Origin of the sequence: Eubacterium sp. AF19-12LB, from assembly GCF_003479125.1 — a bacterium.
Classification (GTDB): domain Bacteria; phylum Bacillota; class Clostridia; order Lachnospirales; family Lachnospiraceae; genus Eubacterium_U; species Eubacterium_U album.
The window spans coordinates 63,869-77,405 of the sequence record NZ_QUGP01000005.1; the positions used below are offsets into that span (position 1 = coordinate 63,869).

11 protein-coding genes and 1 other annotated feature (1 of these 12 only partly in view) are annotated in these 13,537 nt (G+C 30.4%); of the genes, 3 read left to right on the forward strand and 8 right to left on the reverse strand.

Going from position 1 to position 13,537, the window contains the following annotated elements; genetic code table 11:
- Positions 1–231, reverse strand: a binding site (T-box leader) (it extends 9 nt beyond the left edge of the window).
- A 66-nt stretch (positions 232–297) separates the two neighbouring features.
- From DWX29_RS06335 to DWX29_RS06345, 3 genes are read right to left on the reverse strand one after another with little or no spacing between them, the layout of a single operon-like run.
- Positions 298–951 carry an ABC-2 transporter permease gene (locus DWX29_RS06335; protein WP_117909581.1) on the reverse strand — a complete coding sequence of 218 codons (654 nt, stop codon included), beginning with the start codon at positions 949–951 and terminating at the stop codon, positions 298–300.
- Positions 948–1,811, reverse strand: coding sequence for an ABC transporter ATP-binding protein (locus DWX29_RS06340; protein WP_022089798.1), 864 nt, complete (start codon positions 1,809–1,811; stop codon positions 948–950). The genes DWX29_RS06335 and DWX29_RS06340 overlap by 4 nt, the downstream gene beginning before the upstream one ends.
- A 1-nt stretch (position 1,812) precedes the next feature.
- The gene (locus DWX29_RS06345; protein WP_022089797.1) at positions 1,813–2,187 is read right to left on the reverse strand and encodes a GntR family transcriptional regulator; all 375 of its coding nucleotides are present in this window, start codon (positions 2,185–2,187) and stop codon (positions 1,813–1,815) included.
- 555 nt (positions 2,188–2,742) lie between these two features.
- Here DWX29_RS06345 and DWX29_RS06350 point away from each other — a divergent pair.
- Positions 2,743–4,287, forward strand: coding sequence for a M15 family metallopeptidase (locus tag DWX29_RS06350; RefSeq protein WP_117909585.1), 1,545 nt, complete (start codon positions 2,743–2,745; stop codon positions 4,285–4,287).
- Positions 4,288–4,471: 184 nt separating this feature from the next.
- On the opposite strand, the gene DWX29_RS06355 is transcribed toward DWX29_RS06350, so the two are convergent.
- Positions 4,472–5,026, reverse strand: coding sequence for a phosphatase PAP2 family protein (locus DWX29_RS06355; RefSeq protein ID WP_022089795.1), 555 nt, complete (start codon positions 5,024–5,026; stop codon positions 4,472–4,474).
- A 496-nt stretch (positions 5,027–5,522) separates the two neighbouring features.
- Here DWX29_RS06355 and DWX29_RS06360 point away from each other — a divergent pair, with 496 nt between their 5' ends.
- Both DWX29_RS06360 and DWX29_RS06365 read left to right on the forward strand, forming a co-directional pair.
- Positions 5,523–6,566 carry a YibE/F family protein gene (locus tag DWX29_RS06360; protein WP_158574511.1) on the forward strand — a complete coding sequence of 348 codons (1,044 nt, stop codon included), beginning with the start codon at positions 5,523–5,525 and terminating at the stop codon, positions 6,564–6,566.
- Positions 6,557–7,348 carry a YibE/F family protein gene (locus DWX29_RS06365; protein ID WP_022089793.1) on the forward strand — a complete coding sequence of 264 codons (792 nt, stop codon included), beginning with the start codon at positions 6,557–6,559 and terminating at the stop codon, positions 7,346–7,348. Before DWX29_RS06360 ends, DWX29_RS06365 begins: the two co-directional genes overlap by 10 nt.
- Before the next feature lie 61 nt (positions 7,349–7,409).
- Here DWX29_RS06365 and DWX29_RS06370 read toward each other — a convergent pair whose 3' ends face one another.
- The 4 genes from DWX29_RS06370 to DWX29_RS06385 form a co-directional block, all read right to left on the reverse strand.
- Entirely contained in the window at positions 7,410–8,762 is a 1,353-nt protein-coding gene (locus DWX29_RS06370; protein WP_199522676.1) for an MATE family efflux transporter, read from the reverse strand.
- Positions 8,763–8,868: 106 nt separating this feature from the next.
- Positions 8,869–10,047: an iron-containing alcohol dehydrogenase gene (locus DWX29_RS06375; RefSeq protein WP_118565429.1), complete on the reverse strand. Its 1,179-nt coding sequence runs from the start codon at positions 10,045–10,047 to the stop codon at positions 8,869–8,871.
- A gap of 195 nt (positions 10,048–10,242) precedes the next feature.
- Positions 10,243–10,827: a hypothetical protein gene (locus tag DWX29_RS06380; RefSeq protein ID WP_022089790.1), complete on the reverse strand. Its 585-nt coding sequence runs from the start codon at positions 10,825–10,827 to the stop codon at positions 10,243–10,245.
- A gap of 95 nt (positions 10,828–10,922) precedes the next feature.
- Positions 10,923–13,346, reverse strand: coding sequence for a glycoside hydrolase family 3 C-terminal domain-containing protein (locus tag DWX29_RS06385; protein ID WP_118565430.1), 2,424 nt, complete (start codon positions 13,344–13,346; stop codon positions 10,923–10,925).
- Positions 13,347–13,537 lie beyond the last annotated feature (191 nt).

Here is a 13,537-nt window from a genome sequence, read left to right on the forward strand (position 1 = left end):
GAATTACTCCGTGTTACCACCTAATATTCAGAACTTATTATTCTGCACTCTGCTGATGCACATCCACATCATCTCTCTGTAACGGGAGAACCCGTTGAAGCCTACTAAGCAATAATGCCGTTGGGTTCAAAGCTCCGGAACTGCTTCACTAACGGTTCATTGAAGATTTCCAGCTACCATCTTCTCTCTATAAACTCTCCGAAAGTTACTCCTCTCCTTCACAGCCTTTATTAATCTAATCTTTTAGTATAGTATCACTTAATAAAATAAATTTCAACCGTTTGATTTTATATTTTTTTAAAATTCTTTCTTATTAATGATTTTTATACTAATTGGAATCGTTATTGTTAATGCAATCACAAATGCTGCAATCGCAATCATTAAAGCTGTTATATCACTTATATTTTCTAATTTATTTAACCAATTCATAATTGAATCAAATAAACTATCATTAACCTGTATTAAAATCTGTGCAATTAAAAATATTACCGCTCCTATAATAAATGGTATTGTCCTTCCTACTTCATTTCCAAACTTTAATTCCAGAGGAATTGCTATAAACGAATAAATTAAAAATACTAATGCAATAACTATTCCGACAGCTATTTCTATTTTCATATTATTTGTTCTCATCTTAACTAATAAACCCAGGATTAAAGAAAAAATTATTCCAACAAATGCAATAATGCTGCAAAAAATATATTTTTCTATCACATAATCTTTTCTTCTTAACGGTAATGTCATTAAAAAAGTGTTTCCATGCTGATAATTATCATATGAAATCGTAGCCAATGCACTAACCTGTAACATTACTGCAACAAAAGATGAAATATATGTAAGTGTTATTCCATCTCCCATCATCGCACTGAATAGTGCTATAGCAAATACTATATACAAAATCCTTTTATTACTAAAAAGTAATTGAAAATCTTTTATTATTAAACCTTTCATATCTTCTCACCTTTCACTAAAACCATAATTAATTCATCTATATTGCCTTTTTCTATAACTATTTCCGGATAATTATCAACTATATATTTTCTGTCGTTAGTTATACATTTATATCCATATTTTTCCTTTTCGCAGCAAAGAATTATATTTTTATAATTTGTATCTGATTTTAAATTTTCATACTGTTCTTCATTTGCCTTTATAACTCCATACAAATCTAAAAGTTTATACATATCTTCGTGCAAAATTATTTTACCATCATTAATCATGTAAATATCATCACATAAATTTTCTAAATCACTTGATATATGAGAACTTATGATTACAGTTCGCATTTCCTCTTCCATATATGTTCTAATAATATCTAAAACTTCATTTCTTGTTATAACATCTAATCCTGCTGTTGGCTCATCAAGAATCAATATTTCAGCATTGTGACTTATAGCTACTATTACTTTTAATTTCGCCTTTGTTCCCGTAGATAAATCTTTAATCATCTTATTAAGTGGAATGTTAAAATTGTTACATTTATTCAAAAACATATCTTTATCAAAATCCGGATACATATTTTTTAATATGGGAACCAGTGCCTTAACTTTTAAATATTCACTAAATCCACTCTCTGCAAGCACAACTCCTAATTTTTCTTTGTCGTGTACATCTAACTTTCTGCTGTCTTTTCCAAAAATCTTTATTTGTCCTTCATCCAGATTAATTAAACCAAGAATCGCCTTAAACAAAGTACTCTTTCCCGCTCCATTAGCTCCAATGATTCCTGTTATTCTACCCGGCGCAATATTTAACGAACATTCAAGCCTAAAGTTCTGATAGTTTTTCTTTATATTACTAATCTCAATCATATTACATATCCTCCAAAATAAGTTCTAACAATTCTTTTATCTCATCATCAGTCATTCCACTTCTCTTTCCCTTTCTAATGGCAGTTTCAAAATCTTTTTCCACTTCTCTTCTAAGTTCCTCTAACTTAATATTGCTACCAATATTAGAAATATAGCTGCCTTTTCCATGAACTGTTACAACATAACCTTCCTGCTCTAATGCATCATATGCCTTCTTTACTGTTAAAGCACTAATTCTAAGTTCTTTCGCCATTGCCCTTACCGAAGGCAGTGCATTACCTTCCTTAAGATTTCCTCTTATTATCTGTTCCTTAACCTGATCAACAATTTGTTCATAGATAGGTGTCTGCGAGGAATTATTAATTATAAGATTCATATAACTCCCTCCTTATATAAACAGTATATAACAGCACAAACTGTTCTGTCAACTGTTATATACTGTTTATTTTTTTATCTTTACTAGAGTGGATTTAATTATATATATTGGGGGAATCAAAATTTTTAGTTCAAAATTTTTTGCTGAATATTCTAATTAATAAAAGTAGATTTTTATAGAAACATGTCATATTATATATATGTTACTATTTTGTCTGGAAACAACATTTATTTTTGTCAGTTCAAAACAAAAGCAATTTTTGTTTAATACCACAGATATTTGTTTGTATCTCAGATTAGACATAATTATATGTATCAAACGATAGGAAATTTTTTCTATTTTTGCGAGCATAGTGTACCTGAAAAAGTAATGTTTGAGCCTTTAGGCGAGTTTTACTTTTTTAGGTACCATAAACGGCGCAGAAAAAAAGAAAAAATGACGTGTTTGATATATATAATTATGTCTAATCCGGAAAGTAACAAATAGCGCAGGTATTCTTTCAAGAATATGTTTATTAGCACACTATGAATTTGTAAATAAAGGAGGATTTTTATTATGAAAAAGTTTAGTCTTGTTATGACTATTATATTTGCTCTTTCACTAGGAGCATTTTTTCATGTAGATGCATTTGCATTTGACGAGAAAGAGACAGAAACAACTGTTACAAAACCTAATGCCCCTACAGATTTTACCGCAACTGTTTCATCTGATTCTTACTCTTCATCTGTTACACTTACGTGGAACTATGACAACTATTATGTTAATGGATTTTATATTTACAGAGCCACTTCAGAAAATGGGGCTTATGAATTATTAACTACATTGTCACGATACAGCACATCATACACTGATTACAATATTTCAAAATGTGTTCCTTATTATTATAAAATCGTAGCTTATACTTACGACTATTATTTTGGCGAAATATGTAGTGATGAAGTTGTTTCTAATCAGATACTCATACCTCTTAATCAGGTCGCACTTCAATCTGTTACAGCTTCAAGTGGAAAATCAATGACAGTAAACTGGTATCCTGTATCAGATGCTTCAGGTTATTATATCTATAGAAGCACTAATCCGGATTCTGATTTTACTTTAATTTGTGATTATATAAATTCTTCAGCCACAAATAATAATTTGTCATATTATGATTCTTTCTATGAAAATTCAGCATTATCATATACGGACTGTAATCTGACTGTAGGACAAACTTATTATTATAAAGTATGCCCTTATGTGTTATTTAATGGCCAAAAATATTCAGGTACAATTTCTTCTGCTTTATCAGATATCGTAAGAATCGATGCAACTAAAATTAAAAAATCTGCATCTAATAAACCTGGTACAAATACAATTACCTGGAAAAATTTAAATAATGCTGACGGATATATTATTTATTACTCAACATCCTATGACTCAGGTTACAAAAAATTAAAAACAATAAAAAGTAACTCAACCACTTCTTATACACAGAAAAAACTTACAAATGGAGTTGCTTATTATTACAAAGTATTTGGATATGTAAATGTAAAAGGTAAAAAATTAGAAAGTATTGAACCTGAGACATATACAAAATACTGTGATTACTACACATACAAAGATGAAGATTACACAAGCAGACATAAACGTATATTTGGTAATAAAAATATTTATAAATACAAAAACAGCAAACAAGCTTGGAAAAATATGAAATTAGTAAAAGCTAAAGTTTGGGATATAAACAGGCATGGTAAAAAATATACGAGAACTTTTTATCTCTATGTTCATAAAGGTGTTGCTCCTTCTGTAGATAAAATGTTTAAAGAAATTTATAAAAGCAAGGAAAGATTCCCAATACATGATATCGGTTGTTATAATTGGCGCGGAAATTCATCAACTTCTGAGCATTGCTTAGGCCTTGCCTTTGACATCAATTCAAACGAAAACTATATGGTCCAGGGGAAACAAATTCTTGCCGGTTCTTTCTGGAAGCCAAAGAAAAATAAATACTCAATACCTTTGAAATGTAATTTGGTAAAAATTCTTGAAAAATATGGATTTAGCCGAGGATTCTGGGGCGAGCGTAAAGATTATATGCACTTCTCTTATTTTGGAGGTTAAATAGCAAATAAAAGGTGTATTAGCCATTAAAATAATCAGTAACAGATTACTATTACATAAATGGCAAATACACCTTTTATTATGTTCTTTGTATGCATAATTTTTTATATTGCTTTTTACTTATATTTTTTCTTATATATACTTTTTAAAGTCTTTCTTTTTAATTTAAAAGCATATAGATTACCTACTGTTTATCAGTTTTAATTTTTTCGCTTATTTTTTCAAATACAAACTGACCTACATAACTTGACAATATTCCTGTGACAACTCCTGCTAAAACATCACTCGGAAAATGAACTCCGACATATAATCGTGAAAGTGCAATTAATATTGCAAGGATTAATGTCGGTACCCCAAATTTCTTTGGAGCATTTCTAAATATTGCCCATGCACATGCAAATGAACTTCCAGTATGACCTGATGGAAATGACCAATCTTTTTGCTTTTCAATTATCAAATTTAATGCAGAAATCTGATCATAAGGTCTTACTCTTGCCACAAGATTTTTCAAAATAAAGTTATTAATTACAAGTGATGATATAAGAGATAATGCACATATTCCACCTAATTTTCTTGTTTTTTTAAAAATTAGCAAAATTAATGTTATTGCAATCCAAATCATTCCTGCATTTCCAAGTGAAGTTATAAATTTAACAATTGGAGTCAAAATATCATTTCTTATATTATCCTGAATCCAAAGAAGAATATTACCATCTATATCTAACAATTTATCTATCATACATTACCTCACGTATATTTATCTTTCTTAATTTAAGCAATAATATACTATCACATATCTAAAATATTATAAACGAATAAAATTTTTGTCACCAAAATTTACATTAACAACAAAAAATTTTTGCCACCAAATTTTCACACTAATAATACAAATAAAATTTATACTAATAAAAAATTTATACTAATAAAAAATTTATGCTAACAATTTAGATAACAATTTCATAATGCTAACAATTTAGATAACAATTTAGATAACAATTTCATTTGACAAATTACTTTTAAAAATCTATATTATTTTGTTAGAATAGATTAAATAAAATATAATAATTATTCAGAATATGTGCTAAAAAATTTTCATATATCAACAATGATTTATTCTTATCTTCATGGCTGAATAATTACAAAAAACAGGAGTTATTATGAACTTTAAAGCACTTTTAAAAAGCAATAAAAAACTTATATTTAAATTCTGTCTTTTAATCGGTTGCTTTCTTATAATGACATTATTTATTTTTAATAATGAATCTTTTTACAAAAGGACAATAATAAATATTACTGATATTTCCACATCAAATGCAGGTGTTAATACAAGTCCGACCGATAAAACAGAAAATACATTTGTGCAAAACATTAAGGCAAAAATTTTAAATGGTAAATACAAAGGTCATACTGTCTCATTTGATAATTCATACTCTGAATCAGAAATTACCTCTGTAAAATATAATAAGGGTGATAAATTATTTGCTTCCATAAAAAAAAGTAACGATAATTTAACTGCAACAAATATTTCTCCAAAACGTGATTCATTTCTATTTTTACTTATTGGAATGGTTATGCTTTTACTTATCTTTACCTCAGGACGTTTAGGATTTTTAACTATAATTTCAGTTATTATTAATATCTGCTCTTTTATATATTGTATGAATTTTATTACAGAAGACTCAGTCAATTTTCCCGTGTGGATATGTGAAATAATTCTTTTCACAGTTGTTACTCTTATTCTGGTAAGCGGTTTTCATCTAAAGACTTTAGGAGCAATTATTTCAACTTTAGTCTCTGTATTAATCATTGCCGCTTTATACTATGTAACAATTTATGCAAATGGCGATTTGCCTTACGACATGCAACAATACGAAGTTGCATCACTGCCTCTAAAAGATATATTCTTTTTAAGTTCATTGCTTGGTCTTTTAGGTGCGGTTATGGACAATGCAATTACCATTAATACTGCTGTAAGTGAAATTGTTGCCACAAGTCCATCTGTTTCCTACAGTAAACTTGTAAATTCAATATATGAAATTATTTATGATGTAATGGGAACAATGATTAATGTATTATTTTTTGCTTACTTAAGCAGTTCTTTACCTATTATTATTTTAAAATTGAGTAATGGATACAATCTGATATCCGTTTTTACTATTGATTATATTTTTGATATTGTAAGATTTTTAATTGGTTCTATAGGGATTGTTATTTCTCTTCCAATTTCAGGAATTATTGCTGTTTTACTATTTAAGAAAGGATTTAGAAAATGCGAATAGTTTATATATTATTTTTCATTTTGTTTGTTCTAATGCTTGTATTAGGTGGCGAAAGAGGTGCAAAATCATTTATAACTTTAGTTTGCAATGTTTTTATTGGAGCAATTAGTATTTTTCTCCTCTTAATTGGAGTTTCACCTTATTTGATTATAATTGTAAGTTCTTTGGTATTTTGCCTTGTTACAATAAAATTTCAGAATGGATTGAACATTAAAACTGTTAGCAGCCTGATTTCTGTTTTAATGGTCTGCATTTTTTCATGCGTGATTATTTATATTTTCAGTATTAAAGGACATATTGGTGGATTTAATGAGATTGAAATGCAGGAAGAAGAGGTTTTCTTTTTAGGAAGCGCAGTTGAATTTAAAATGGTAAATATTTTAATGGTTGCTTTTGTGTGGGGCCAATTAGGTGCAGTTATTGACACAAGTATGGCTATATCCTCATCTTTACACGAAATATTTATTCATAATCCAGACTATTCTAAAAGAAAGCTCATTTATGAAGGAGCTGTTATTGGGAAAGATATATTAGGAACAACAGTAAACACTTTATCATTTGTTTTCCTTGGTGAATCTCTTATGTTGTTTATTTATTACCGTACTTATGTATATTCAACTAATACCATTATTAATTCTTCTTCATTTTTTCAGGAAATCTTTTCTTTATTATTATCATGTATTGGTTGCTTAATAATAATACCTCTTACTTCTTTTATTTATGCAATCATATGCAGAAATAAAAAAATTCATAATTTCATTGCAAAATTTTCGGAGGACTAAACTAATCCCTCCGAAATTTTTTGTCTTAATTTATTTTATATAGTCTTTTACTAATCTTTACCTATTGTCCTGCTTCTTTTCTTTTTCTTATAATCAAATATGAGGTCATTACCATTGTCCCGGTTATTACCCATGTTACAGGATATACATTCATAAGCATTGTAAATGTCGGAACAACCTTAAATACTGTATATAACCATACTACTCTAAATCCGCAGGAACCTATTACAGTAAGTAGTGCCGGAAGAAGTGAATGTCCCATTCCTCTGAGCGCTCCTCCTGATATTTCATATACGCCTGTAAGGCATTCTAGTAAAGTTACATGTTTCATTCTTATTATCGCATATTTTATTGCTACAGGATCATTTGTATAGATACCTGCGAAAAAGTCCGTTGCGCCCACAAAAATAAAACTCATGACAAGTGTTAATGCCATACCTGTAACAAGACTTATTCTAAATGCCCGCTTACATCTTTCAAGATCCTTTGCTCCATAATTCTGGCTTGTAAATGTAACCGCTGTCTGATTAAAAGCATTTATCATGTAATATGTAAAATATTCGTAATTTAATCCCGCAGAAGAACCTGCCATCGCATGTGTTCCAAATCCATTAATAGCTGACTGAATAAATACATTTGACAAAGAGAATACAACTCCCTGTAATCCTGCCGGTGCTCCTATTTTGATTACCTTAACAACTATTTCTTTATTTAACGATAATTCTCTAATATTTAATCTTATTGCATCATCACTATGCGATAGAAAATATACTACTAAAAAAGCACTAACTCCATCTGCTATAACTGTTGCTATGGCAACACCTGCAACGCTTAAATGAAATACTATTACAAGTAATAAATTTAGTAATATATTTATAATTCCTGAAATAATAAGGCAATATAAAGGCTTTCTGGTTTCACCTGTACTTCTTAGTATCGCTGCTCCAAAGTTATAAACCATGACAAATGGCATTCCTAAAAAATAAATTCTTAAATATAGTACTGCAAGATTTATAACTTCTGATGGTGTATTTATCATTAAGAGAATTGGTTTTGCTATGATTATACCTATCAAAAGCAATGATACTCCGCTTATAAGTGCTACTGACATAACAGTGTGTACTGCTTCTTTAACCTTGTCTTCTCTTCCCTGTCCTATAAAATTTGCAATTATTACATTTGCACCTATTGATAATCCAACAAACATATTTATAAGCAAATTAATTACGGGACTGTTTCCTCCTACAGCTGCTAAAGCTGCACTTCCTGCAAATCTTCCAACTACAGCCACATCTGCCGAATTAAATAACTGCTGCAGAATGCTGCTTGCGGCTAATGGAAGTGCAAAGAACAATATCTTATAAAACATTGGTCCATGTATCATGTCCATTTGCTTTTTCTTTATTTTACTCATTTTTTCTCCATATTTCACTTAATCTAACATTATGATGTTAAGGGTAAAAGTTACCAACTTATGCGTAAACTCATGTGGGCTTAGGACTTTTGGCCCCGGCATCGAATTATCTTGCCATTTTATATATTTTTACAATGTCTTCCCTATATAAAACTTTTGCTGAACCTTTATGTCCACCACACGCATCACAACACTGGTCTGCAAGTTTCTTTATATCTGCATCTGACAATTCTAATCCCAGTTCTTTTATCGATGTTGGCATTCCTATACTATGATAAAATTTTTCCATTGCTTCTATTCCCTTTAAAGCAATCTCTTCATCACTTCCTACCTCTTCAACATTCATTACATTTATTGCAAATTTCTTAAATCTTCCAAGGCATTCTTTATATACATATCTTGCCCAGCTTCCCCATACAGCAGCTAATCCTGCTCCATGTGCCACATCATATACTCCGCCTAATTCATGCTCTAACATGTGCGTTGCAAAATCTTTGCTTTTAATACCGCATCCTGTAAGTCCGTTATGTGACAAACTTCCTGCCCACATTACTTCTGCTCTTGATTCATAATTATCCGGTTGTTCTAAAAGAATTGGGGCATTTTTAAGAACTATCTGCATTACAGATTCTGCTATTTTATCTGTAAGTTCCATCGTTTCTCCTGCTGTAAAATAACGCTCCATTGTATGCATCATTATATCTGTGCATCCACATGCCGTCTGATATTCCGGTAATGTCATTGTAAATTCAGGGTTCATTATTGCAAATCTTGGTCTTGAAATTTCAGTATGATATGAACGCTTTAGCCCTGTTTCATCATTTGTAATAACTGAGCTGTTGCTCATTTCACTTCCTGCTGCTGCAATTGTAAGAACAACACCTATAGGAGCACATTTATCCGTAACACGTTTCTGTGCATAGAAATCCCATACATCTCCTTCATTTGCAATTCCATATCCGATTGCCTTTGCAGAATCAATAACACTTCCTCCACCTACTGCAAGAATAAAATCAACATTCTCTTTTTTTGCTAACTCAATTCCTTTATATACTAATGAAAGTCTTGGATTAGGAACCACTCCTCCTAATTCTACATATGGTATATTTTCTTCTGTTAATAATTTTTCAATTTTATCAATTAATCCTGATTTTTTTGCACTATGTCCACCGTAATGAATCAATACTTTTTTGCCATTCTGTGCCTTTATAAGCTGTGCCACTTTTTCTTCTGATTTTTTTCCAAATTCTATAAATGTCGGTGTGTAATATTCAAAATTGTACATATTTCATTACCTCTTTTCTGTTTGTTGACTGTTAAATTCTCTACCTTATTTTATTCTTCATTTATTGTTTTTTCAATTTATTTTTTAAGATATTATTTTTTCAAGCAAAAGAGGACACTTCTATTTTCTGAAAGCATCCTCTTTATTATTTATGGCTTTTTAAATTTTATATAATTTTATTTACTATAAAGTAATCTATTTATCCTTTTCTCCTTCAGGGAAAATAATTTTAAATACGAAGAAGAATATTACCATTGATACACCGCCTGTAATAAATGTTACAAGTATGTTATAAATTGCAGGTGATACATATGCTGATGCTATAGGCATCCATAAATTATTAAATCCGTTACAGATAAGTGAAATTACAACCCATGCTATGAAATACCACATTGCCTGATACCATGGATTTCCTTTACTTTTAAAAGTAATGTTTCTCTGTAATGGGAAGTTAATACACTGTGCTAAAAATGAGCCTACCTCATAACTAATAAAGTATCCTAATCCACCACCGATTACTACTGCACCTGCTGCATTTTTTACAACATTGTATCCTAGTAAACTCCAAGTGAAATCCACACCGAATATATGCATGTCAATCTGTGGCCACATAAATTCTGTTCCTGCAAGTCCAACTCCTAACATCTTTGGCATAAATGTAAATATTAAATACTGAAATATTGTTACACCTTCGCTGAATACTATAAAGTAAAAAATCTGGTATAACCACTTTGCTAATTCAGGATGTTTTTCTTTAAAATTGCTCCAAATCTGTTTCATTTTATCTCTCCTTGTACTTCTTATATCTTTTTAAGTTTTCACATTAATCAATAATTTTAATTTTGTTCCTAACAATTTCTATCTTTGCTTAATATTTATTTCTCTTCTAAAAGTCTTTTCTCGTATTCTTTATTTGCTTTATTATTTGCAAAGAATCCTTTAATAACCCTTCCGACACCTTTAAAGAAATGTCCATTCCAAATGCTTACAATTCCCTGTGCCATTTCTGTACTAACCATTCCACCTGTCATTTTTGCTAATGCATAAAAAGGCATGTTGTAAATGAACAATATGTTCAAATCCGGTTTTCCTTTTGCTTCACTCTTCTTCTTTATGCTTGTTAAAATTTTGTAAACTAATCTTCCAACCCATCTTTTAGCATAATATAACTGGCAAAATGCATCATACATTGATAGTTCACCTGACCAGCTTCCATCAGGGATTTTTCTTCCAAGCAAAGTTTCAAACTGCTTATCATCTACATTTTTGATATCTGCATTGTAATATGATGGCATTTTTTCTTTGTCATATGGATTTTCTGCCTCTGTTCCTTTTATAGAAATTTCTGCTGAAATTCTTACGTCTTCTACATTTGAAGCTATGTTAATAACATATTCTGCTGTTTCAATTTCAAACTTATTTGTTTTTACATTGAAATATCTAAATGTCTTATCATCAAATGGTATTTCAACCTGTTTGCATTCGCCTGCCTTCAAAAATACTTTTTTGAATCCTTTTAATTCTTTTTTAGGTCTGTATATTTTATCTGACTTACAGCTTACATACATCTGGGCAATTTCTTCGCCATCCATTTTTCCTGTATTTGTGATTGTAAATGTAACCTTGTCCTCTGCAACATTTATATCTGAATATTCAAATGTTGTATATGAAAGTCCATATCCAAATGGATATTTTACAGGAACTTTAGCTGTGTCATAGTAACGATATCCTACAAATATTCCTTCTCTGTATTCTGATGTTCGTTCCTTTGATGGGAAATAATTGTATGATGGTACATCTTCATATTTTACAGGTAATGTTTCGTTTAATTTTCCTGATGGATTTATCTTTCCTGTAATAATATCAAGTAATGCGCCTGCTCCTGCCTGTCCTGACAAATATCCATGCAAAAGTCCTTTGCAATTAACATCCCAAGGTGTTTCAATTGCTGAACCTGCACTTAATACTCCTACAATGTTTTTATTTACCTTGCTTAATTCTTCAAGTAATTTAATCTGGTTTGCAGGAATCTTCATATGTTGTCTGTCTAATCCTTCTGACTCGCTTAATTCATCTAATCCAAAGAAATAGAGAACTACATCTGCTTTTGAAGCTATTTCTTTCGCTTCTTCAAGCAATTGATTATTTTCCTTACCTATTCTGTCATAACCTTTTGCTATTCCTATATTTTCAAGTTTATATTGTGCTATTGTATTTGCTATTGTTTCTATTTTTGTAGCATTTACAACCGATGAACCTGCTCCCTGAAATCTTGGTTCAATTGCAAAATCTCCTATAACTGCTACCTTTGTTCCTTCTTTTAATGGAAGAATATTTTCTTCGTTCTTGAGTAATACAGCACTCTTTCCTGCTGCTTTTTTTGCTATCTCATGATGCAATTCTTTATCATACTTACTATTGCTTTTTTCTTTTTTTGCAAATGTTAAAATTGCATCTAATAATGTATCTACGCACTCATCTAATTCTTTTTCAGTAAGTCTTCCTTCTTCAATTGATTTTAAAAGTTCTCTTGCTGAACCTAGTCCCGGTGCCGGCATCTCTAAATTAGATCCTGCTGCAACGCCTGCTGTATGGTCATTTGATGCTCCCCAGTCTGTAATAACTATTCCATCAAATCCCCATTCATCTCTTAAAATATCCTGTAATAAATGCTTATTCTCATTTGCATATACTTCATTTACCTGATTATATGCACTCATAATAGCTTTCGCATTTCCTTCTTTTACGGCAATTTCAAAATTTGTTAAATATATTTCTCTTAATGTTCTTTCATCTAATACAGAATCAGAAGCCATTCTTCTTAATTCCTGACTATTTACTGCATAATGTTTTGGGCATGCTACAACACCTTTACTTTGAATTCCCTTAATATATGAAGCAGCCATTTTTCCTGCTAAATATGGGTCTTCTGAAAAATATTCAAAATTTCTTCCACATAAAGGATTTCTTTTTACATTTAATCCCGGACCAAGTATTACATTTACATTTAAAGCTACTGCTTCCTCGCCTAAAGCTTTTCCTATTTCTTCGCCTAATTCCGGATCCCAGCTGTTTGCAACTGTTGCTGCTGTTGGGAAACATGTTGCTGGAACTGATGCATTTAATCCTAAATGATCGCCATCACCTTCCTGCTTACGAATCCCATGAGGTCCGTCAGAGCAAAACATTGACGGTATATTTAATCTGTCAATATTTCTTGTTTCCCACTCTGTCATTCCGCTTAATATTGCTGCTTTTTCGTCCAAAGTCATTTTATTAAGTAAGTCCTGATGTTTCATTTTACTCTCCTTTTCTAATCGCAATATTTATGTACTAACTTTCTTTTTTGTTGCTAAATTCTTCTTTCATTTTGTTAATCTTAATATATCATCTAAAATATCAAATATATTCTTTTGTCATAAACTGCCGTTTTAGAGACATAAACGGTGCTTTTATACGGGTATCTTTAAGGAATGCTTTTACTGATTGT